The organism is Roseateles sp. GW821-FHT09H11 (assembly GCF_059415845.1).
Genome location: NZ_JBWKOA010000006.1, coordinates 266,264 through 288,370, shown reverse-complemented (window position 1 = coordinate 288,370; position 22,107 = coordinate 266,264). Strand labels below are relative to the sequence as shown.

Below are 22,107 nucleotides of genomic sequence, written 5' to 3'. Positions count from 1 at the left end.
AGTCGACATGGGATTCAAGGTCGTTTTCCTCTGGACCGACGTGGCGCTGTGGGCGATGTTCGCGGCGCTGGTCCTCTACATCGTGCGGCTGGTCCGCCGCCCGCACCTGCGCGCCAACTGGCAGCGCGTGCTGCGTGATCCGGCGGCGCTGAGCGCGGGCGTGGTGCTGGTGCTGTTCCTCGGCGTCACCGCGCTGGACAGCCTGCACTTCCGCCGCGCGCTGGCCGACAGTCCCGCCGGCCAGCAGTTCTACGAGACCCGCACCGAGTCCGTGCTGGACCTGTTGCTGGCGCGCCAGATCGAGATGCGCGAGACCAGTTATTCGGCACCGCTCGCGTACCAGGGCTTCACGCTGGACAGCGTGGCGCACGGCAGTGAGATCGTGCGCGAGTTCCCGCGCCTGGCCTTCGGCGGCGCGCATCTGCAGGATCCGGAGCGCGACTGGCATGGCGACCTGTCGCGACGCGCGCTGACGGGGCTGGCGCTGGGCGCCGTCGCGTCGGTGCTGATGGCGCTGCTGATGGGGACGGTGCTCGCGCCGCATCACGGCGGCTTCCGTCAGGGATTGAAGGATCTGTTGGGCGATCGCACGCACTATCCGTGGCGCGCGGCGCTCGCGACCCTGTCGGTGATCGCGCTGCTGGCCGGCCCGGTGATCGCGCTGATGGGCTACTACCACGTGTTCGGCACCGACCAGACCGGCAACGACGTGCTCTACCAGGCGCTCAAGAGCATCCGCACCGCCTTCGTCATCGGCGCGCTGTCGACGCTGGCGACGCTGCCCTTCGCGCTGGTGCTGGGCATCCTGGCCGGCTACCTGAAGGGCTGGGTCGACGAGGTCATCCAGTATTTCTACACGGTGCTGACCTCGGTGCCCAACGTGCTGCTGATCGCGGCCTGCGTGCTGATGGTGCAGGTCTTCCTGGACAAGCATCCCGAGGCCTTCGAGACCGGCGCCGAGCGCGCGGATCTGAAGATCTTCCTGCTGTGCGTGATCCTGGGCGTCACCGGCTGGGCGACGCTGTGCCGGCTGGTGCGCGGCGAGACGCTCAAGCTGCGCGAGGCCGACTTCGTCCAGGCCGCCACGGCCTTCGGCGTGCGTGACACGACGATCATGGTCCGTCACATCGTGCCCAACGTGATGCACCTGGTGCTGATCTCGCTGGTGCTGAATTTCTCCGACCTGATCCTCTACGAGGCGGTGTTGACCTACGTCGGCGTCGGTGTCGATCCGGGCATGAACAGCTTCGGCGGAATGATCAACCTGGCGCGCTCGGAAATGAGCCGCGACCCGGTCGTGTGGTGGAGCTTCGTGGCGGCCTTCGGCTTCATGGTGAGCCTGGTGCTGGCGGCCAACCTGTTCGCCGACGGCGTGCGCGACGCCTTCGATCCACGCGCGCGCAAGCTGCGGCCGCAGGTGCTGTCGCTGAAGAAGAACAGGACCGGCGAGCCCGTCGGTCCGGCCGGCAAGGCCGCCAAGGCTTCGTGAGGGACGCCGCGACATGTTGAAGATCGACGACCTCCACGTCCACCTGGACGCCGACGCCGGCCTGGTGCGCGCCATCGACGGCATGCGGCTGACGCTGGCGCAGGGCCGGACCTTCGCACTGGTGGGTGAATCCGGCTGCGGCAAGAGCATGACGGCGCTCGCCCTGATGCGGCTGCTGCCCGACAACGGCCGCATCGCCGGCGGCCGGCTGGAACTCGACGGCCAGGACCTGTTCGACCTGAGCGAGGCGCACATGCGCGACGTGCGCGGCGGGCGCATCGGCATGATCTTCCAGGAGCCCGGCACCAGCTTGAATCCGGTGATGAAGGTCGGCGCGCAGATCGTCGAAGCGATCGAGGCGCACACGCCGCTGCGCGGCGAGGCGGCCCGGAAGAAGGCCATCGACTGGCTGCGCCGCGTCGGCATCCCCGAGCCCGAGCGCCGCATCGACGAGTACCCGTTCCGGCTCTCCGGCGGTCAGAAGCAGCGGATCATGATCGCGATGACGCTGGCGGCGGAGCCCGACTTCCTGATCGCCGACGAGCCGACCACCGCGCTCGACGTCACCATCCAGGCGCAGATCCTGGACCTGCTCAAGGACCTGCAGCGCGAGCGGGGTTTGGGCCTGTTGCTGATCACGCACGACCTGGGCGTGGTGTCCGGCATGGCGCATCAGGTGGCCCTGATGTACGCGGGGCAGATCGTCGAAGTGGCGCCGGCGGCCGAGTTCTTCGCCGCGCCGAAGCACCCGTATGCGCGGCTGTTGCTGCAGGCACTGCCGGACGCGCAGCGCCGCGGGGAGCCGCTGGCCGCGATTCCGGGCACCGTGCCGCCGCTCTGGCAAACCTTCGAAGGTTGCCGCTTCGCGCCGCGCTGCGACCGGGCGATGGTCCATTGCGGATCGACACCGCCGGTGCTGGCCTCGATCGCGGGCGGGGCCGCGGCGCATGAAGTCCGGTGCCTGCTCTACACGGATCGCAGGGAGCCGGTGGCAGTGTCCGAGGGCGCCGGCGATGCTGCTCGAGGTCAAGGATCTGCACGTCCGGTATCCGATGTCGCGCGGGTTCTTCGGCGGCGCGAAGCGCTGGTTCGACGCGGTGGGCGGCGTCTCGTTCTCGATCGAGGCGGGCCGCACGCTGGCGCTGGTCGGGGAATCGGGCTGCGGCAAGACAACGTCCGGCAAGGCCATCGTCCAGTTGCTGCGCCGCGTCGCGGTCATCGAGGGTCAGGCCTTGCTGCATCCGCCCGCCGCCGCGACCGCCGGTCCGGCTGGGCAGGGCGGGGCGCCGACGGATCTCTTCCATCTCGACGGCGTGGCCCTGCGGGAGGCCCGGCGTCAGGTGCAGATCATCTTCCAGGACCCGTTCGCATCATTGAACCCGCGGCTGCGGGTGCAGGAGGTGCTCGAGGAGGGCCTCCTGGCGCTGCGCCCCGAACTGGACGCGCCAGCACGCCAGGGGCTGCTGCACGATCTGCTCGACCAAGTGGGCCTGCGCCGCGACGCGCTGGCCCGTTTCCCGCACGAGTTCTCCGGCGGTCAGCGCCAACGCATCGCCATCGCCCGCGCGCTGGCCGTCGAGCCGCGCCTGATCGTCTGCGACGAGCCGACCTCGGCGCTGGATGTGTCGGTCCAGGCGCAGATCCTGAACCTGCTGCGCGAACTCCAGCGCAGCCGCGGCCTGTCCTACCTGTTCATCACCCACAACATCGGCGTCGTCGAATACATCGCCGACGAGGTGGCGGTGATGCAGGCGGGCCGCATTGTCGAGTCGGGCGCTTGCGACGCCGTGCTCGGCGCCCCGCGGGAGGCGTACACCCGCACGCTGCTCGCCGCCGTTCCCCGCGTCGAACGAGGGACGATCGCCTGATCCCTGATCCGACCGATCCTCCTCACCTCGGGGCCGCTCTTGCGGCCCTTTTTCATGGCGTCGGCCAGTCGCTGGCGTTTGCACTGTTCTGGTGCTGAGGCAGCGTCGTGAACCCATGTTTCCGCGTACGGCGTGCGGTGGCCTTGATGCGCTGGCATTCATTTGCACGCCGTCCGTGCGGCGGGGCGATTGGTGAGTTGTAAATTCGATGTCATGCGCACAAATGGTGCATTTCTTGGTCATTTGCAGCGGTCAATACCTCGTTTCGGGCGCTGAGCGCGCGTCGCGCCGCCGCAACGCGTGTCGCAATGCGCACTTTGGTGTTTACCCGCGTTTTCCTGCCAGAAACAGGCTAGTCACGACTTGCATAGGGAGATTACGGGGGATTCCTTTTCGCAGCCGACAAGAAACTGGCCCGGCCCTGACCCGGGAACACCGCTCGGAGGGCGCTGGCCGAAACCCCGGCCGCCCGTGTTCCCGGGAACAAGTCACAAGTGTTTCTGGATAAGGAGTCCTCATGTTCAAACGAAAGAGCATCAACGCCGCTGCGCTCCTCGCGCTGGGCGCCATTGCGCTGCCGGCAGTTGCCCAGCAACAGCTCGACCGCGTGGAAATCACCGGTACCTCGATCAAGCGGATTGATGCCGAGACGGCGCTGCCGGTGAGCGTCATCACCCGCGACACCATCGACAAGAGCGGCGCGTCCAACGTGCAGGAACTGGTCGATCGCCTGAGCTACAACAACGGCGGCGGCATTGCCCTGGGGCAGTCGATCGGCGACTCCTCGGCGACCGGCCAGACCGGCGCGTCGCTGCGCGGCCTGGGCCGTGCCCGTACCCTGGTGCTGCTGAACGGTCGTCGCCTGCCGACCTACCCGTTCTCGGGCCAGGGCGTCGACTTGAACTCCGTTCCGCTCGCGGCCGTGGAGCGCGTCGAAGTGCTGCGTGACGGTGCCTCGGCGACCTACGGTTCGGACGCCATCGGCGGCGTGATCAACTTCATCACCCGCAAGGACTGGCGCGGTGGCGAGCTGTCGATCGGCCTGGAAACGCCGCACAAGGTCGGCGACGTGTTCTCGCTGTCCGGCGGCCTGGGCGTGGGCGACCTGAACAAGGACAAGTTCAACATCCTGGGCACCTTCAACTACCAGAAGTACGACCCGATCCGCGCCATGGACCGCGGCTACGCGGCCACCGGCAATCGTCCGGACCTGGGCATCATCAAGGATTCCGGCAACACCTTCCCCGCCAACGCGGTGATCCCGAGCACCGGTCAGTACGTGCCGCTGGCGGCGAATTTCCCCAACTGCGCACCGCCTGACAGCTTCTCGTATCCCGGCGCCACCAACTGCCGCTACGACTACACGCATTACATCGACCTGGTGCCCGAGCAGGATCGTTACGGCGCGCTGGTGAAGGCCACCTTCGCCCCGTCGCAGGACCACACCCTGTTCGCCGAGGCGGTCTACAGCCGCAACGAGATCGTGCTGGGCTCCTCGCAGACCCCGTCGACGACGACCGGCAAGCCGGCCTACCTGTACCCCGGCGGCGGCAAGTGGTACCCGACGGCAGCCGTCGACGCGGTGCTGCCCGGCTATCGTGGCCCGCTGCGGATCTCCTGGCGGATGGTCGACGGCGGCCAGCGTCGTGACAAGGTGACCAACGAAGTGCTGCGCGGCGTCGCTGGCGCGGAAGGCACCTTTGCCGGCTTCGACTACAAGGCCGCCTTTGTCTACGCCGAAGGCAAGGCGCGCGACGACTTCGTCAGCGGCATCTTCTCGGATGCCCGCCTGGTGCAGGCGCTGGCAACGGGCCTGATCAACCCGTTCGGTCCGAACGACGCGGCCGGCCTGGCCGCGCTCAAGAGTGCCGAGCTGGCGGGCAACAACCGCAAGTCCAAGACGAGCAACGCCGGCGGTGACTTCACGCTGTCGCGCGAACTGTTCAACGTCGGCGGCGGCAACATGGGCGTGGCCTTCGGCGGCGAGTTCCGCAAGGAAAAGTACACCGACGGCTATTCGGACATCGCCGGCTCGGGCGACATCGTGGGCGGCTCCGGCAATGCCGGCGCGGTCACGGGTCAGCGCGACGTCAGCGGCGTGTTCGCGGAAGCCAACTTCCCGGTGCTCAAGTCGCTCGAGCTGAACGCGGCGGTCCGCTACGACAAGTACAGCGGCACGAAGGGCAACTCGCGCGACGGTTCCTTCAGTTCGCCGAACCTGTCGGCCACGAGCCCGAAGTTCTCGGTCCGCTTCACCCCGATGGCCGGCCTGCTGTTCCGTGCCTCCGCCGGCAAGGGCTTCCGCGCCCCGGCGCTGGACAACCTGTACGCGCCGTCCGCCGGCACGAACACGGGCAGCAATTACACCGACCCGTTCTACGACTCGATCCGCGGTTGCCAGGCCTTCCCCAACACCGATCACTGCTCCACGCAGCTGACCGCGGTGAACAACAGCAACCCGGGCCTGAAGCCCGAGAAGTCCAAGACCTTCACCGCGGGCCTGGTCTTCGAGATGATCAAGGACACGAGCTTCGGCATCGACTACTTCGACATCAAGATCACCAACGGCATCCGCGCGCTGACCGGCGACGACATCCTGAAGGACTGGTTCAAGAACCAGACCGGCCCGACGACCAGTTCCTCGGTCTTCGCGAACCGACTCGTTCGTGATCCGGTCACCGGCTATCTGGACTACGTCAACGCCTCGCTGGAGAACGTCGGCCAGGCGCGCGTCAGCGGCTTCGACCTGAACGCCCGTACCCGTCTGCGCACCGAGTTCGGCAACTTCACGCCGGGCTGGGAAGGCACGATCCTGACGAAGAGCACGGAGACCAACATCATCTCCGGCGAGACCATCGACAACCTCGGCAAGTACGCCGTGGGCGGTCCGGTGGTGCGCTTCAAGCAGACCTTCACGCTGGACTGGGACCTGGGCAACTGGGGCATCGGCACCCGCTACTACCGCCAGAACGGTTACGAGGACTACGACGAGGTCAAGAAGGTCAAGGCCTACGGCCTGGCTGACCTGCAGGGCACGTACAAGGGCGTGAAGAACATGGTCTTCACGGTCGGCCTGCGCAACCTGTTCGACAAGAAGCCGCCGTCGACCGTCCAGGAAGACTACTTCCAGGTCGGCTTCGACCCGACGTACGCCGACGTCAAGGGCCGCACCTTCTATCTGCGCGGCACCTACCGCTTCTGATCCCGCGGGTATCCTGACCTGACTCCGCAGGCCCTTCGGGGCCTGCTTTCGTTAGGGCGGGCAAGAGAAGGCTTCCATGGACTATCTGAATCCCACGCTCGACTACGCCGCCCTCGGCCGCACGCTGCGCGCCGATGGGCGGGTGCAGATCCGCGACTTCTTCGCGCCCGAGGTGGCCGACGCGCTTGACCGGGCGCTGCAGGCGATCGACTGGGAACTCGTCTACCGCGACCTGAACGGGGACCGCCGCCTCACGGGCGAGCAGCTTCGCAGCCTGACGCCGCAGCAGCGCATGCAACTGACCGAAGGCATCCATTCGGTGGCGCGGGAGAGCTTCCAGTTCTCGTTCTTCTCGGACTCGCTGGTGCAGGCGGTCCACGCCGGACGCGAGGACCTGCTGGCGCGTTTCATGCGCTGGATGGCGGGAGACGAGTTCCTGTCGCGCATGCGGGATCTGAGCGGTGACCCTCAAATCAATGGCGTCTACGCACAGGCGACGATGTACTCGCGCGGTAACTTCCTGACCACCCACGACGATCATGTGGACCGCGAGGACCGCCGCATCGCCTACGTGATCAACCTCACCCGGCGGTGGCGTCCGGACTGGGGCGGGATGCTCCACTTCACGGCGGAGGACGGTTCGGTACTGGATACCTACTTCCCGCACTTCAACTCACTGTCGCTCTTCACAGTGCCTCGGCGACATTTTGTCTCCTATGTGCCGCCATTCGCCATGGCCGAACGCCAGGCGATCACCGGCTGGCTGATTGCCGCTCCGAAAGCGGCGTGAGGACGCCGGCTGGCACAAGGATTGCCTCGTACGCAGAGCAGTTCGTCTGGTAACGGCTTTGCGGGTTAGCCCTAGGACTCCAGGGGAGGGGGCGAGGGGGCATACCAGTAGAATACCAGGGTCGATGCACTTGACCGTTGGACGGCGCACCCGCTGTAACCGCAGGTGATTCGTGCGATGGGCGATGCGCGCATGCTCGGGCAAACCCCATGGCTTGCGGCTTGTGCATGTCGTTTATGATCAAGGTCGTGAAAGGTGGTCGAATTCTGTAGTTTTGCTACAGAATTTTGACTGATCCTCGAGACGCCCGCGGCCACAAGCTGACGGGCATTTTTGTTGAGTCGGGTTCGTATCGTGCCCTGGGTTTTCGAGTCTTCGTGTGTCCCTCCTGCCTTCGGCGGGGCGGCGGTCCGTGGCGCTTCGGCGATGTGGCACCGGTCGTCTCCGCCGCTCGCACAGCCGGCAAGACAGGCGCTGCTGACCCCAGGTTGCGGCGCGAACGCCTGATCCGACCAGACGCTGTGTTGAGTCGAACTCCCCTTGTAGCTTCGATGAAAGAAATTCGCAGTTTGATGAAGGAGCGCGCATGAACTTTGCGCAGGATAAAGCTGGGTCATCGCGCGTGACTGGCATCGGCATCGTCATCGTCATCCACGCCCTGATCATCTGGGCGCTGGCGAGCGGTCTGGCGACCAAGATCAAGGAGGCCGTCAAGGGCCCGATCGACGTCAAGGTGGTCGAGGAAAAGGTCAAGCCGCCGCCGCCGCCCGACAAGGTCGTGCCGCCCCCGCCGGACATCAAGGCGCCGCCGCCCCCGTTCGTGCCCCCGCCCGAAGTGGTCGTGACGGCTCCGCCGCCGCCGACGCAGACGGTGGCCGTGCAGTCGACGACGCCGCCGCCGGCGCAGGAGTTCCGTCCGGCTCCGCCGCAAGCGGCTCCCGCGCCGCCGGCTCCGCCGTCGGATCGCCCGCGCTCGGCGATCGGCAACTGCACCAAGATGGCCAAGCCCGAAATGCCGGCCCTCAACTGGAGCGGCACCGCGAGCTACAAGGCGACCTTCACCGTCAAGGGCGGCAAGGTGGCTGACGTGACCTTCACCGCCTTGCGCGGCGCCAACGACCGCAAGGCCGAACGCGCGCTCAAGAACGCCATCCAGGCCGCGCTGACGGAATACCAGTGCACGGACGCGATCCTCGAACAGGAATTCGTGTTCAACATGGAATGATCCGCGGGACTGTCCCACCCGCGATCGATCGAACACGGGGCGCCTGACGCGCCCCGACCTCTCAACCTGAGTTCAAGACTTTTCTCGTAGGAGCACCCTCCATGATCTCTCGTCTGTCTGCCTTGTTTGCGGCCGTCGCCTGCGCCGCGACCCTGGCCGTCTCCCCGCTGGCCGCCCAAGCGCAGGACCAGGCTGCCTCGGCCGCCGCCTCCGCCGCTGACACCGCCCCCGCTCCTGCCGACATCGCTCCTGCCGCCGTCTCCGAGCCGGCCGCCGCCAAGCCGGTCGACAACCCCTACAGCCTGGGCAACATCGTCGCCCACGGCAACGTGGTCGACCAGGCCGTGCTGGCCATCCTGGCCATCATGTCCATGGGCTCGTGGTACATCCTGTTCACGAAGCTGTGGGACACCTCCAAGATCTCGCGTGAAGCCAAGGACGTCCGCGCGTCGTTCTTCAAGAAGGCTTCCCTGCAGGAAGGCCTGAAGAGCCTGAGCGAATCCGGTGCGTTCCGCTTCATCGCCCAGACCGGCGTGGAAGCCTCGGAGCACCATGAAGGCGCCCTGACCGAGAACATCGACCACAACACGTGGGTCACGATGAACATCGACCGCGCCGTGAGCGAAGTCAACACCCGTCTGCAAGGCGGCCTGGGCTTCCTGGCGACCGTCGGCTCGACCAGCCCCTTCATCGGCCTGTTCGGCACGGTGTGGGGCATCCTGCAGGCGCTGACGCAGATCGGCGTCGCCGGTCAGGCTTCGATCGACAAGGTGGCCGGCCCCGTGGGCGCCGCGCTGATCATGACCGCCATCGGTCTGGCCGTCGCCGTTCCGGCCGTGCTGGGCTACAACTGGCTGGTCAACCGCAACAAGACGGTGATGGGCCAGGTCCGTGCCTTCGCTGCTGACCTGCACGGCGTCCTGATGGGCAGCCGCAAGGTCGCAGGCCGCTAATCCGCACCGCAGTTTCCGGAGACGCAATATGGGGATGAACGTAGGTTCGTCCGGTGGCGACGACGAAGTGGTCTCGACCATCAACACCACGCCCCTCGTGGACGTGATGCTGGTGCTCCTGATCATCTTCCTGATCACCGTGCCGGTGGTGACGCAGTCGGTGGGGGTGACCCTGCCGAAGGAGACGAACGTCGTCCGCGTCACGAAGCCGGAGAACATCGAAATCGCGGTGACCAAGGATGGCGACATCTACTGGGGCGTGCAGCCGGTTCCCGACGTGGAAACGCTGGTGGCGCGCCTGAAGAAGGTGGCGGTTCTGAATCCTCAGCCGGAAGTTCACATCCGCGGCGACGACAAGTCCCGCTATGAGAACGTGGGCAAGGTCATGGTGGCGTGCCAGCGTGCTGGCATCATGTCCATCAAGTTCGTCACCGAGCCGCCGGCTCGCGGTGGCTGAAGGAGCTCAAACATGGGTATGAACGTTGGAAGCTCCAGCGGCAGCGACGAGCCGGAAACCATGCTGGACGTCAACACGACGCCGCTGATCGACGTGATGCTGGTGCTGCTGGTGATGCTGATCATCACCATCCCGATCCAGCTGCACTCGGTCAACCTGGACATGCCGCCGCCGAACAACAATCCGCCGCCCAACGAGCCGGTCGTCCACGAAGTGGCAATCGACTTCGACGGCACGGTGTTCTGGGACGGCGCCGCCGTGCCGAACCACGCGGCGCTGGAGGCCAGGATGTCCGAGATCGCCGCGATGCCGGACCAGCCGGAAGTGCACATCAAGCCGAACAAGCTGGCCGAGTACGGTTACGTGGCCAATGTGATGGCGTCGGCGCAGCGCCTGGGCGTCAAGAAAATGGCGATGGTCGGGAACGAACAGTTCCTGAACTGAGCCGGATGACCGCCTGATCGGTGTCTGACCAGAACGCGCCTGCCCGAAAGGGCGGCGCGTTTTTCTTCTTTGGAGAGCAAGCGAATGAAACTCAAACTGCTGGCAACCGCCGCTGTCGGCGCCGCTGCGCTGGTGCTGGGCTCCACGCCCGAAGGCAGCCTGAGCGTCCTGTCCCAAGCCGCCGCGCAGGTGCGTCCGCAAGTCGGCGGCGCCTTGAAGGCCGCGTCCGATCTGCTGAAGGCGGGCAAGGCGCAGGAAGCGATGGCCAAGATCCGCGAAGCCGAGGCCGTGCCCGGCCGCAACGCGGACGAGAACGCGACGCTGGAAGGTCTGCGCCTGTCCGCCGCATCGCGCCTGGGCGATGCCGACGGCATGGTCAAGGCCTATGACGCGCTGAGCGCCGCCGGCAAGCTGCCGGCCGCCAACAAGCTGCCGACGATGGAAGCCATCGCCGGTACCTACCTGCGCGCGGGCAACGGCGCCAAGGCGCTGGAGTGGGTCAACAAGTACAACGCCGCCGGCGGCAACAGCCCGGCGATGAAGCAGGTCCAGGCCGCGGCGCAGCTGCGTTCGGGCGACGTGACCACGATCCTCAAGGACACGCTGGCCGACATCTCCGCCGACGAGAAGGCGGGTCGCGCGCCGTCCCAGGACAAGCTGAACACGGCGCTGTGGGCGGCCAACAAGAAGGGCGACGGCGGCACGGAATCGGTGCTGATCCAGAAGCTGCTGAACTACTACCCGACCAAGCAGCTGTGGGCACAGTCGCTGGGCACGCTGCAGGCCAAGAAGGGCTTCGCGGCCGGTCGTTATCAGGTCGACGTGCTGCGTCTGCGTCTGGTCACCGAGAACATGACGGGTGCCAACGACTACATGGAGCTGGCCCAGCTCGCCGGTGCTGCTGGCTATCCGGAAGAAGGCAAGAAGGTGCTTGACAAGGGCTTCGCCGCCGGCGTCCTGAAGCCGACCGACGACAACGCTCGTCCGAAGCGTCTGGCCGATCTGCTGGACAAGCGCATCGCCGAAGCCAAGGCGGGTGCAGCCGAGGCCGAGAAGGCTGCCCGCGGCGCCCGGGAAGGCGACGAGCTGGTGAAGGTCGGCTTCGCTCAGGTGCAGCGCGGCCAGGCCGCCGCCGGCATCAAGCTGATGGAAGAAGGCATCGCCAAGGGCAACCTGAAGCGTCCGGATGACGCCAAGCTCTACCTGGGCCTGGCGCAGTTCCTGGGCGGCGACAAGGCCAAGGCGCAGGCCACCTGGCGCACCGTCAAGGGCACCGACGGCTCGGCCGATCTGGCCGGCCTGTGGTCGGTCTACGCGCGCAGCGCGAAGCACTGATCCCTGCACCTCGCGATCCGGTCCGCCGGGTCGCGATCGGCGCGATCCAGTGAGAAGGCCTCCCGGCTTGCGCCGGGAGGCCTTTTTCGTGGGCCGATGATTCGATGATCTGTGGATCAGCGGCTCGTCGGCGTCGACACCAGGTTCACTTCGGCGCCATGCGGATCGCGCCGTCCAGGCGGATCACTTCGCCGTTGAGCATGTCGTTGGTGACGATCTGGTGGACCAGCTTGGCGTAGTCCTCAGGACGGCCCAGGCGCGACGGGAAGGGCACGCTGGCGGCCAGCGCGTCCTGCACCTCCTGCGGCATGCCGAACAGCATCGGCGTGCCGAAGATGCCGGGAGCGATCGTCATGTTGCGGATGCCGTTGCGCGCCAGGTCGCGCGCGATCGGCAGCGTCATGCCGACGACGCCGCCCTTGGAGGCCGCATAGGCCGCCTGACCCATCTGACCGTCGTAGGCGGCCACCGAGGCCGTCGAGATCAGCACGCCGCGCTCGCCGGTGGCTTCCGGTTCGTTCTTGCTCATCGCCTCGGCGGCGAGGCGGATCATGTTGAAGCTGCCGACCAGGTTGACCGTGATCACCTTCGAGAAGGTCGCCAGCGCATGTGCGCCGTCCTTGCCGACGGTCTTGGCGGCCGGCGCGATGCCGGCGCAGTTCACCAGGCCCATGAGCTTGCCCAGCGAGACCGCCTTGGCGACGGCAGCCTGGGCATCGGCTTCCTGGCTGACGTCGCACTTCACGAAGGCGCCGTTCAGCTCCTTGGCGAGCGCCTCGCCGCGTTCGACCTGCAGGTCGGCGATGACGACCGTCGCGCCTTCGCGCGCCAGCATGCGGGCCGTGCCTTCGCCGAGGCCCGAGGCGCCGCCGGTGACGATGAAGACCTTGTTCGCGATGTCCATGGATGTCTCCTTCCGAGTTGTTGGTTGCCGTTGACGTAAACGTCAATTGTCGACGAAAAAATGGCGGCCACGGGGGCCGCCATGATCACGGGTCGGAGTGAGTTCAGCTCAGCGCGGCGAGGGCGCGGCCGGTGATCTCGTCGACCGTGCCGATGCCTTCGATGCGGCGGTACTGCGGCGCCTGTGCGTCGCCGCTGGCGGCCCAGCTGGAGTAATAGTCGACCAGCGGACGCGTCTGGGCCTGATAGACCTCCAGGCGCTTCTTGACGGTCTCTTCCTTGTCGTCGTCACGCAGGATCAGGTCCTCGCCGGTGACGTCGTCCTTGCCCTCGACCTTGGGCGGATTGAACTTGGTGTGGTACGTGCGGCCCGAGCCGACATGCACGCGCCGTCCGCTCATGCGCTCGATGATGGCGCTGTCAGGGACGTCGATCTCGAGCACGAAGTCCAGCTTCACGCCGGCGGCCTTCATCGCGTCGGCCTGCGGGATCGTGCGCGGGAAACCGTCGAACAGGAAACCCTTGGCGCAATCCGGCTGGGCGATGCGTTCCTTGACCAGGCCGATGATGATGTCGTCGCTGACCAGGCCACCGGCATCCATGACCTTCTTGGCCGCGACGCCGAGTTCGGAGCCGGCCTTGACGGCGGCACGCAGCATGTCCCCGGTGGAGATCTGCGGGATGCCGAACTTGTGGCAGATGAAAGAGGCCTGAGTGCCTTTGCCGGCGCCGGGGGCGCCCAGAAGAATCAGTCGCATGGGTCTCCTCGATATAGGGAGAGGGCGCGCCGCACGGGTCGACGCGCCCTCGAAAACTGCGGGCGAGAATAGCACGCGCTGGCCTACGGCCCGCTGACGCGGCAGGCGAATGAACTGCGGTGTAACCCTGTCGGGCCGGGCCGCGATTCAGCTTGTCATCAGCCTTCTGACGCGTTCGAGGTCCTCGGGCGTGTCCACGCCCGGCCCCGGGCGCTCGGCGCTGACATGCACCGCGATGCGCTCGCCGTGCCACAGCACGCGCAACTGCTCCAGCGCCTCGATCTGCTCCAGCGGCGACACCGCCAGCGTCGGGAAGCGGCGCAGGAAACCGGCGCGATAGGCATACAGCCCGACGTGTCGCAGCACGGCCTCGGGCTTCACGCGGGCGCCGCCGCCGGGCGCGTCGCGCCACCACGGGATCGGCGCGCGGGAGAAGTACAGCGCCAGGCCCTGGGCATCGGTGACCAGTTTGACGACGTTCGGGTTCGCGAACTCGGCGTCGTCGTCGATCGCGTGCGCGACCGTCGCCATCGCGCATTGCGGCTTCGCGGCGAGCAGGTCGGCGCAGGCACGGATCATTTCCGGCGCGATCAGCGGCTCGTCGCCCTGGACGTTCACGACCAGCGCGTCATCCGGCAGTCCGAGCAGCTCGACGGCCTCCGCCAGGCGATCGCTGCCGCTGGCGTGGTCGGCGCGCGTCATCAGCGCGCGGACGCCGTGTGCCTCGCAGGCGGCCTTCACCTCGACGGCATCCGTCGCGACGACGACCTGCGCCGCGCCGGCCAGCGCCGCGCGCCGCGCCACCTGCACGATCATCGGCGCGCCGGCGATGTCGGCCAGCGGCTTGTTGGGCAGGCGTGTCGACGCCAGCCGGGCCGGGATGACGATGTGGAAGCCGGTGTTCACGCGGCGTCGCCTTCGGCGTCCGTGGAACGGGCCTCGTTGGCCAGCATGACCGGAATGCCGTCGCGGATCGGGAAGGCCAGGCGGTCGGCCGGGCACAGCAGTTCGCGGTCCGGCAGGCCGGTGCCCGGGGCATTGCGGCGGTCGTCCAGCGGGCCCTTGCAGACGGGGCACACCAGCATCTCAATCAGTCGATGGTCCATGGGGGAGCAGCCGCCGCAGCTCGCGCTGCAACGCCTCTTCAAAAGCGGGTTCGGGGCGGAAGTCTAGCGCCACCACCCAGATGCGGCAGCCCTGCAGCGCCTCCGGACGCAACTTGACGGCGTCCTTCTCGGTGATGACGACCTCGTCGGTGCGGGCCCAGGGCAACGGGTCCAGCGAGGCGTGGTCGGGCAGCGCCAGCGCGCGGAAGTTCAGGCCCTGCTCGCCGAGCATGTCGAAGAAGCGTTGCGGCCTCGCCAGTCCGGCCGCGGCCAGCAGCGGCTTGCCGCGCAGCGCGTGCAGCCGCTCCAGGCGTCCCGGCTCGCCGCGCCACCAGTCGGCCAGCGCGACGGCCCCGGCCAGTTGGCGGGTGCCGACGTAGCCGGGCAGGGCGGTGCTCGGCCGCCCGGTGCTGTAGAGCACCAGCGTGTCCGGCGAGGACCCCGGCGGCGGCGGCAGGGCACGCGCCTGGCGCAGCGGCCCGGCCGGCAGCAGGCGGCCATTGCCGAGGCCGCGTTCGTCGAACACGAGCACGCTGAGCTGCCGCGGCAGCCGCCAGTGCTGCAGACCGTCGTCCGACACCAGCACCTGGATCCAGGGGCAGGCGTCGAGCAGCGCTCGCGCCGCCGCGATGCGGTCGCGGCCGACCGCGACCGGCACGCCGGCACGCAGCTTGATCAGGAGGGGTTCATCGCCGACGTCTTCGGCGCGGTCGCCGTCGGCGATCACGCGGACCTGCGCGTCATCCGCACGGCCGTAGCCGCGCGAAATGACCCCGGCGCGGATGTCCATGCGCCGGAGCGTGTCCAGCAGCGCGAGCGTCGTGGGCGTCTTGCCGGCGCCGCCGACCACCCAGTTGCCGACGACGATCACCGGCACGGGGAGCGTCTCGGCCTTCTTCAGGCCGAAGCGGTACAGCGCCACGCGCAGCCGCAGCACCGCGCCATGCAGCGCGGCCAAGGGCCGCAGCAGGTGGGCGAGGCGGTCGTCATCGCGCCAGGCGCGCTGCAGCCGGTCCTCGAGGGCCGGCCGGGTCATGTCCGGTCCCGGGCCATGGCCGCGCTCATTGCGGCAATCATTGAGGTTTGTTGGCCGCGAAGGTCAGTCGCGTGAGGTTGGCGCGGCGGGCCGCGTCCATCGCGTTGACCACCGCCTGGTGCGGCGTGGCCGCGTCGGCGGAGATGATCACCACCGGCTCCTGCTTGCCCTGCGCCGACTGCAGCAGCGCGGCGGTCAGCAGGTCCACGCTGCGGCCCTCGACGGCGTTGCGGTCGATCGAATAGCGGCCGTCCGCCGAGATCGCCACGATGATCTCCGCCGGCCGCTCCTTGAGCTGCTGGGCGTCGGCGGTCGGCAGCGTCAGCTGAAGCTCGGTGAACTTCGAGTACGTCGTCGACAGCATCAGGAAGATCAGCACGACGAGCAGCACGTCGATGAACGGGATCAGGTTGATCTCCGGTTCCTCGCCCTGGCGACGGCGGAACTTCATGCCTTGGCCTTCCCCGAGGCGGGCGCGGCCACCGGCGGCGGGACCGTGGCCGGTCCGGCGTTCACGGCGTGGACGCCGGGCATCGCGCGGTTGACCAGGTGGGTGAGCAGGCGCTCGCTGGCCTGCTCCATGTCGACGACGTAGGACTCGATGCGACCGCGGAAATAGCGGTAGAACATCAGCGACGGGATCGCGACGACCAGGCCGAAGGCGGTGTTGTAGAGCGCGATCGAGATGCCGTGCGCCAGCAGCGCCGGGTTGTTGCCGCCGGGGCCCGGGCTCTGGCTGCCGAAGATCTCGATCATGCCGACCACGGTGCCCAGCAGGCCGAGCAACGGCGCGGCCGCGGCGATGGTGCCCAGCGTGTTGAGGTAGCGCTCCATCTGGTGGATCGCATGGCGGCCGGCCAGTTCGAAGGACTGGCGCAGGCGGGTCTCGCCGGCGCGCGGATCGGCCTGCGAGGTGCGCAGCCCGGCGGCCAGGACCTGACCCAGCAGCGAGTTCTCGGCCAGTTTGCCGACGACTTCACCGCTCGGGATCTGCAGCTGGGTCACGCCCAGCACTTCCTCGATCAGGCTGGGCGGCGCGACGCGCGCGGCACGCAGGCTGACGACGCGCTCGATGATCAGCGCCAGGGCCACGACGGAACACAGCAGCAAGGGCCAGATCGGCCAGCCGGCGGCTTGTATGATCGAAAACAAGGCTTTCCCTCCGTACGGGCATCTCCGGCCCGGCGGCGCATTATGGCGCCCCGCAACGCTGGCGCCGACCACTCCGGACCCTCATCACAAGCCCTTACAAACATCCACCGTTCCTGTGGATAACTTTGTGGGCAACTGGTCTCGGAACCGCGCCAGGCCCCGTCGCCAAACGGCAAGGATTAGGCTGCTCCAAAAAAAGGCAGGAAAAAGCTTTTGAAAAACAAGCGCTTATCGATCTGTGACGCGGGCATGACGGCCAATATGGCCCGCGGAGCCAGCATTGACGCGGCTGTGGAGTTCCGGACCCGCGCCGGCATTGGGTTTGCGCATGATTGACGCCCCGAAACCCGCATCACCACGGATGGTCTGGGGGGTCGCGGCCCTGTTGACGGCCCTCTCCGACGCATTGCAGGCCAGATTCCCCGTCATCACGGTGCAGGGCGAGCTGTCGGGCTTCACGCGCGCGGCCAGCGGCCACTGTTATTTCAGCTTGAAGGACGCGGAAGGCCAGCCGGCGATGCTGCGCTGCGCGATGTTCCGGCGCGCGGCGTCGATGGTGGACTTCGCGCCGCGGGACGGGATGACGGTCGAGCTGCGCGGCCGGCTCGACCTGTACGGGCCGCGCGGCGAACTGCAGTTCATCGTCGAGGCGATGCGCCGCTCCGGCGAGGGCGCGCTTTACGAGCAGTTCCTGCGCCTGAAGGCGAAGCTGGAGTCGCTGGGCTACTTCGACGAGGATCGCAAACGCCAGCCGCCGAGGTACGCGCGGCGGATCGGCGTGATCACCTCCACCGGTGCGGCCGCGCTGCAGGATGTGCTGACCGCCCTGCGCCGCAGAGCGCCGCACGCGCATGTCTTCCTCTATCCGACGCTGGTCCAGGGCGCCGAGGCGCCGCCGGCGATCGTGCGGGCGTTGGCCACGGCCAACGAGCGCGCCGACGCCGAGGTGCTGCTGCTGGTGCGCGGCGGCGGCTCGCTGGAGGACCTGTGGGCCTTCAACGACGAGCGCGTCGTGCAGGCGGTGGCCGAATCGCCGCTGCCGGTGATCTGCGGCGTCGGTCATGAGACCGACATCACCTTGGCGGATCTGGCGGCCGACCTGCGCGCCCCGACGCCGACGGCGGCGGCGGAGCTGGCCACGGTCTCGCGCCAGCAATGCCTGGAGACGCTGGACGCGCTGGAACGCCAGTTGACGCGCCGGGTCGAACAGCGCCTGGACGCCTCCGCGCAGCGGCTCGACCGGCTGGCCTTGCGGCTCGCGCGGCCGGGCGACGCCCTGGCGAGACAGCGGCGCCGGCTGGATCTGCTGTCGCAGCGGCTGGGTCAGGTGGCGCCGAAGACGGTCTCCCTGGAATCGCAACGTCTGCGTCACCTGGAACAGCGGCTGAACCAGATCGCACCGCGCGCCGCGGCGCTGCAGACGCAGCGGCTGAGACATCTCGCGGAGCGGCTCGACCGCGCGCTCCCGCAGCAGGCGCAGCGCGGCGCACACCGGCTGGACGCGCTCGAGGCGCGCCTGCAGTCGCTCGATCCGCGCCAGGTGCTGGCCCGTGGCTACGCCTGGCTGGACGACGGGCAGGGTCGGGCGCTCAGCTCGGTCGACCAGCTCCGCGAGGGTCAGGACTTGCGCGCCGTCCTGTCCGACGGCGAAGCCGATCTGACAGTCGGGCGCGTCGTTCGCCGAGAGGTCTGAGGGCGGTCCGCGCCCTCTGTGGCGCGGTATGCGCGCTCCCGTCAGGGGCATGATTTCGCTGCCTACAATCGCCCGCGACACCCGTCCCACCACCAACCACCGATTAGGAGTCCCTCATGGAACACGTCCTGCCCGAGCTGCCGTACGACAAGAAGGCGCTGGAGCCGCACATCAGCGCCGAGACGCTGGAGTACCACCACGGCAAGCACCACAAGGCCTACGTGGACAACCTGAACAACCTGCAGAAGGGCACCGAGTTCGAGAACAAGACGCTGGAAGAGATCGTCAAGACCTCCAGCGGCGGCATCTACAACAACGCCGCGCAGATCTGGAACCACACCTTCTTCTGGTCCTGCCTGAAGCCCAACGGCGGCGGCGCGCCGACCGGCAAGCTGGCCGACGCGATCAACGCCAAGTGGGGCAGCGTCGACGCCTTCAAGGAAGCCTTCCAGAAGAGCGCCGTCGGCAACTTCGGTTCCGGCTGGACCTGGCTGGTGAAGAAGGCCGACGGCTCGGTCGACATCGTCAACATGGGCGCCGCCGGCACCCCGCTGACGACCGGCGACACGCCGCTGCTGACCATCGACGTGTGGGAACACGCCTACTACATCGACTACCGCAACGCGCGTCCGAAGTTCGTCGAGACCTTCCTGAAGAGCCTGCTGAACTGGGACTTCGCCCAGGCCAACTTCGGCAACTGACCCACCGGCGCCCGCTCCGCGGGAGCCGATGAAGGAACGGCCCGGGATCGCTCCCGGGCCGTTGTCATTTCAGCGTCCGGATCGCAGGGGATCCGACGCCGCGGGAGTCGCCGCTCGAGGCCGGCGGCGCGATCACTTGGGCCAGGGGCCGCCGCGCAGCTTCGCGCCGGCCTTGAGGCCGCGCTTGTCGAACCAGCCCTTGTTCATTTCGAGCACGTAGCGCACCGGCTTGGTCGAGCAGTGCGAGGTGTCGGACAGCGGCTGCATCTCGACGACGTTGACGATGGTGCCGTCGTCGGCGACGAAGGCGGCCGACAACGGGATCAGCGTGTTGCGCATCCAGAAGCACTGCTGCGACGGCTGCTCGAAGATGAAGATCATCCCGGCGTTCTGAGCCATCTCCTTGCGGGCCATCAGGCCGATGGCGCGCTGCTCGTCGGTGCGGGCGACCTCGGCATGGATCAGGTGCATGCCGGCGCCGAGTTCGACCACCGGCAGTCCGGTCTGGGGGATCTGCTGGGCCGCCGCCGGACCGGCCGCCGTCAGGGCGGCCATCGACAACACGGTCGACAGGAGGGTCGAAAGAACGACGGACGATGCCGCTTGTTTGATATTGAGCATGTTGTCACCTCAAGGTTTGGCGGATTATCGCGGCCATGTTGCCCGCCCCAGCCGCCTCGGTGTCCGCCGGTGCCCTGGGCGCCGATGCCGGACGCGCCAATCGCCCCGGTCCCGACGCAGCGCTGACGCGCGCCCGGTTCCGCTTGTCGGGCCTGCATTGCGCGACCTGCGCAGGTCTGGTCGAGTCCCTCCTGCTCGCGCAGCCGGGCGTGCGGTCGGCCGAGGTCCAGCCGTCGACCCAGACGCTGGTGCTGGACTGGCGACCGGCGCTCGTGACGCTCGAGCAGCTGCGGCAGTCGCTCGCGCCCGCCGGCTACGACTTCGTGCCCGACGTCGCCGGGCCGGCGCGCGACCTGCGGCGGCGCGAGCTTCGCCAGGCGCTCTGGCGTCTGTTCGTCGCCGGCTTCCTGATGATGCAGGTGATGATGCTGGCGTGGCCGTCCTACGTCGCCGCGCCGGGGGAGCTTGAGCCCGACCAGGCCGCGCTGCTGCGCTGGGGCCAGTGGGTGCTGACGCTGCCGGTGATGCTCCTGGCCGCAGGACCGTTCTTCCGCGCGGCGCTGGGTCAGCTGCGCGGACGGCGCCTGGGGATGGACGTGCCGGTGGCGCTGGGCCTGGCCGTCGCCTTCGTGGCCGGCAGCGGCGCGACGCTGGACCCCGGCGGCCCGTTCGGGCACGAGGTCTTCTTCGATTCGATCACGATGTTCGTGACCTTCCTGCTCGGCGCGCGGTATCTGGAACTGCGCGCGCGTCATCGCGCGGCGGCGGCGATCGAACAGGCCACGGAAGCGCTGCCGGAGGAGGTCGAACGGCTGGGGCCGGACGGCACGGCGGAACGCGTGGCGATCGAGGCGCTTGCGGTCGGCGACCGGGTGCGCGTCGCCGCGGGGCAGCGCGTGCCGGCCGATGCGGTCGTCGAGGCCGGCAACGGCGCGGCCGACGAGTCGCTGCTGACCGGCGAGGCGCGCCCGGTGGCGAAAGCGCCGGGCGATGCCGTGCTCGCCGGCAGTCTGAATCTCTCCGGCGTGCTCACGCTGCGCGTGCGCCACGTCGGCGAGCAGACTCGTCTGGCAGGCATTCGCCAGTTGATGGCGCAGGCGTTCCAGGACCGGCCGGCGATGCTGCGCACGGCGGACCGCGTCGCGGGCTGGTTCCTCGCGGCGGTCCTGTTGCTCGCCGGCGTGGCCGCGCTCGGCTGGCAGTTCGTCGATCCGTCGCGGACGGTCGCGGTGGCGGTGTCGGTGCTGATCGTGACCTGCCCCTGCGCCCTGTCGCTGGCGGCACCCGCGGCCTGGGTCGCGGCCGCCGGCGCGTTGGCGCGGCGCGGTCTGCTGCTGTCGCGGCTCGACGCCATCGAGGCGCTCGCCGACGTCGACCGCATCGTGATGGACAAGACCGGCACGCTGACGGACCCCGCACCCTGTCTGCGACGCGTGCGGCCCGATGCTGAGAATGCCGATGCCGATGCCGATGCCGATCCTGATGCGGAGGAGGAAGCCAAGACGGCGGCCGCGGTGCTGGCCGCAGCCTCTCATCATCCGCTGTCGCGCGCGCTGGCAGCGTCGCTCGCCGAGCCCCCCCCGATCGACGACGGGTGGGCGATCGAAGAGTTCAGCAATCGGGGTGTCGAAGGCCGTGACGCATGCGGACATCGATGGCGGCTGGGATCGCCGCATTGGGCGGTCGAGGCGGGCCAGATATCAGGACCGACACCAGGCCCGACACCGGACCCGTTCGACGCACAGATCGTCCTGGCCTGCCACGGTGTCGTCCGCGCCGCCTGGCACGTCGATGAACACCTGCGTGCTGGCGCGACGGCGGCGATCGCCGGATGGCAGGCCATGGGCGCCACGGTCGAACTGCTGTCGGGTGATGCGCCCGCGCGCGTCGAAGCCGTCGCGAAGCAGGCCGGGATCGCGCGTTGGCGCGGCGGCGCCACGCCGGAGGACAAGCTCCAGCACGTGATCGCGTTGCAGTCGCGCGGCCATCGTGTGCTGATGATCGGCGACGGCATCAACGACGCGCCCGTGCTCGCGCGGGCGCAGGTATCGATCGCGATGGGGCAGGGCGCCGACCTCGCGAAAGCGCGCGCCGACGCGGTGCTGACTGCCGATCGCCTCGACGCGATCACCGTCGCGCTGACCCTGGCGCGACGCACGCGCCGCGTCGTGCGCCAGAACCTGGCCTGGTCGGCGCTCTACAACGCCGTGTGCGTGCCGATGGCGCTGATCGGCTGGCTGCCGCCGTGGGCCGCGGGCCTGGGCATGGCCACGAGCTCGCTGCTCGTCGTCGCCAATGCGGCCCGACTGGGCCGCGATGCGACGGGGTCCGCGGTGATCGTCCCGCGATCGATCGACACCTGAAGGAGGCTGTC

At 68.3% G+C, this 22,107-nt stretch carries 19 protein-coding genes and 1 pseudogene; 12 read left to right on the top strand and 8 right to left on the bottom strand.

The annotated features are described in order from the left end of the window. The first annotated feature begins 7 nt into the window (after positions 1–7). The 9 genes and pseudogenes from AC07PR_RS20820 to AC07PR_RS20780 all read left to right on the top strand — a co-directional run bounded on the left by AC07PR_RS20820 (position 8) and on the right by AC07PR_RS20780 (position 11,763). Complete coding sequence (locus tag AC07PR_RS20820; RefSeq protein ID WP_495136430.1) at positions 8–1,489, top strand: ABC transporter permease; 1,482 nt, start codon at positions 8–10, stop codon at positions 1,487–1,489. A 13-nt stretch (positions 1,490–1,502) separates the two neighbouring features. Then, positions 1,503–3,357: pseudogene (locus AC07PR_RS20815) on the top strand (ABC transporter ATP-binding protein). Positions 3,358–3,874: 517 nt separating this feature from the next. Beyond that, entirely contained in the window at positions 3,875–6,559 is a 2,685-nt protein-coding gene (locus AC07PR_RS20810) for a TonB-dependent receptor (protein ID WP_495136429.1), read from the top strand. 76 nt (positions 6,560–6,635) lie between these two features. Continuing rightward, the gene (locus tag AC07PR_RS20805) at positions 6,636–7,349 is read left to right on the top strand and encodes a 2OG-Fe(II) oxygenase (protein ID WP_377156475.1); all 714 of its coding nucleotides are present in this window, start codon (positions 6,636–6,638) and stop codon (positions 7,347–7,349) included. Positions 7,350–7,935: 586 nt separating this feature from the next. Continuing rightward, on the top strand, positions 7,936–8,574 hold the full coding sequence (locus tag AC07PR_RS20800) for an energy transducer TonB (RefSeq protein WP_431102406.1): 639 nt from the start codon (positions 7,936–7,938) through the stop codon (positions 8,572–8,574). A gap of 101 nt (positions 8,575–8,675) precedes the next feature. After that, positions 8,676–9,527 carry a MotA/TolQ/ExbB proton channel family protein gene (locus tag AC07PR_RS20795; RefSeq protein WP_067269348.1) on the top strand — a complete coding sequence of 284 codons (852 nt, stop codon included), beginning with the start codon at positions 8,676–8,678 and terminating at the stop codon, positions 9,525–9,527. Positions 9,528–9,555: 28 nt separating this feature from the next. Continuing rightward, a complete protein-coding gene (locus AC07PR_RS20790; RefSeq protein ID WP_067269350.1) occupies positions 9,556–9,984 on the top strand; it encodes an ExbD/TolR family protein in 429 nt (142 codons plus the stop codon). Positions 9,985–9,996: 12 nt separating this feature from the next. Further along, entirely contained in the window at positions 9,997–10,428 is a 432-nt protein-coding gene (locus tag AC07PR_RS20785) for an ExbD/TolR family protein (RefSeq protein WP_431102407.1), read from the top strand. Positions 10,429–10,512: 84 nt separating this feature from the next. Beyond that, positions 10,513–11,763, top strand: coding sequence for a hypothetical protein (locus AC07PR_RS20780; RefSeq protein ID WP_483105591.1), 1,251 nt, complete (start codon positions 10,513–10,515; stop codon positions 11,761–11,763). Positions 11,764–11,908: 145 nt separating this feature from the next. On the opposite strand, the gene AC07PR_RS20775 is transcribed toward AC07PR_RS20780, so the two are convergent. The 7 genes from AC07PR_RS20775 to AC07PR_RS20745 form a co-directional block, all read right to left on the bottom strand. Continuing rightward, positions 11,909–12,667, bottom strand: coding sequence for a 3-hydroxyacyl-CoA dehydrogenase (locus tag AC07PR_RS20775; RefSeq protein ID WP_088405199.1), 759 nt, complete (start codon positions 12,665–12,667; stop codon positions 11,909–11,911). Between the two features lie 103 nt (positions 12,668–12,770). Further along, positions 12,771–13,424 (bottom strand): adenylate kinase, encoded by a 654-nt coding sequence (adk, locus tag AC07PR_RS20770; protein WP_377156464.1) that lies wholly within the window; start codon positions 13,422–13,424, stop codon positions 12,771–12,773. A gap of 147 nt (positions 13,425–13,571) precedes the next feature. Next, entirely contained in the window at positions 13,572–14,330 is a 759-nt protein-coding gene (gene kdsB, locus AC07PR_RS20765; RefSeq protein ID WP_377156462.1) for a 3-deoxy-manno-octulosonate cytidylyltransferase, read from the bottom strand. Next, a complete protein-coding gene (locus AC07PR_RS20760; RefSeq protein ID WP_483105593.1) occupies positions 14,327–14,530 on the bottom strand; it encodes a Trm112 family protein in 204 nt (67 codons plus the stop codon). Before AC07PR_RS20760 ends, kdsB begins: the two co-directional genes overlap by 4 nt. Continuing rightward, on the bottom strand, positions 14,511–15,566 hold the full coding sequence (gene lpxK / locus AC07PR_RS20755; protein WP_495136428.1) for a tetraacyldisaccharide 4'-kinase: 1,056 nt from the start codon (positions 15,564–15,566) through the stop codon (positions 14,511–14,513). The genes AC07PR_RS20760 and lpxK overlap by 20 nt, the downstream gene beginning before the upstream one ends. A 37-nt stretch (positions 15,567–15,603) precedes the next feature. Further along, a complete protein-coding gene (locus AC07PR_RS20750) occupies positions 15,604–16,017 on the bottom strand; it encodes an ExbD/TolR family protein (RefSeq protein ID WP_297530697.1) in 414 nt (137 codons plus the stop codon). Further along, the gene (locus tag AC07PR_RS20745) at positions 16,014–16,718 is read right to left on the bottom strand and encodes a MotA/TolQ/ExbB proton channel family protein (RefSeq protein WP_377156458.1); all 705 of its coding nucleotides are present in this window, start codon (positions 16,716–16,718) and stop codon (positions 16,014–16,016) included. The genes AC07PR_RS20750 and AC07PR_RS20745 overlap by 4 nt, the downstream gene beginning before the upstream one ends. A 328-nt stretch (positions 16,719–17,046) precedes the next feature. Here AC07PR_RS20745 and xseA point away from each other — a divergent pair, with 328 nt between their 5' ends. Together xseA and AC07PR_RS20735 are read left to right on the top strand one after the other, a co-directional pair. Beyond that, entirely contained in the window at positions 17,047–18,411 is a 1,365-nt protein-coding gene (xseA, locus tag AC07PR_RS20740; RefSeq protein ID WP_495136427.1) for an exodeoxyribonuclease VII large subunit, read from the top strand. Between the two features lie 116 nt (positions 18,412–18,527). After that, on the top strand, positions 18,528–19,112 hold the full coding sequence (locus AC07PR_RS20735; RefSeq protein ID WP_377156454.1) for a superoxide dismutase: 585 nt from the start codon (positions 18,528–18,530) through the stop codon (positions 19,110–19,112). A gap of 132 nt (positions 19,113–19,244) precedes the next feature. On the opposite strand, the gene AC07PR_RS20730 is transcribed toward AC07PR_RS20735, so the two are convergent. Beyond that, positions 19,245–19,733 (bottom strand): DUF192 domain-containing protein, encoded by a 489-nt coding sequence (locus tag AC07PR_RS20730; RefSeq protein WP_483105596.1) that lies wholly within the window; start codon positions 19,731–19,733, stop codon positions 19,245–19,247. Between the two features lie 35 nt (positions 19,734–19,768). On the opposite strand from AC07PR_RS20730, the gene AC07PR_RS20725 reads away from it, so the two are divergent. Next, positions 19,769–22,096 carry a heavy metal translocating P-type ATPase gene (locus AC07PR_RS20725; RefSeq protein WP_495136426.1) on the top strand — a complete coding sequence of 776 codons (2,328 nt, stop codon included), beginning with the start codon at positions 19,769–19,771 and terminating at the stop codon, positions 22,094–22,096. Positions 22,097–22,107 lie beyond the last annotated feature (11 nt).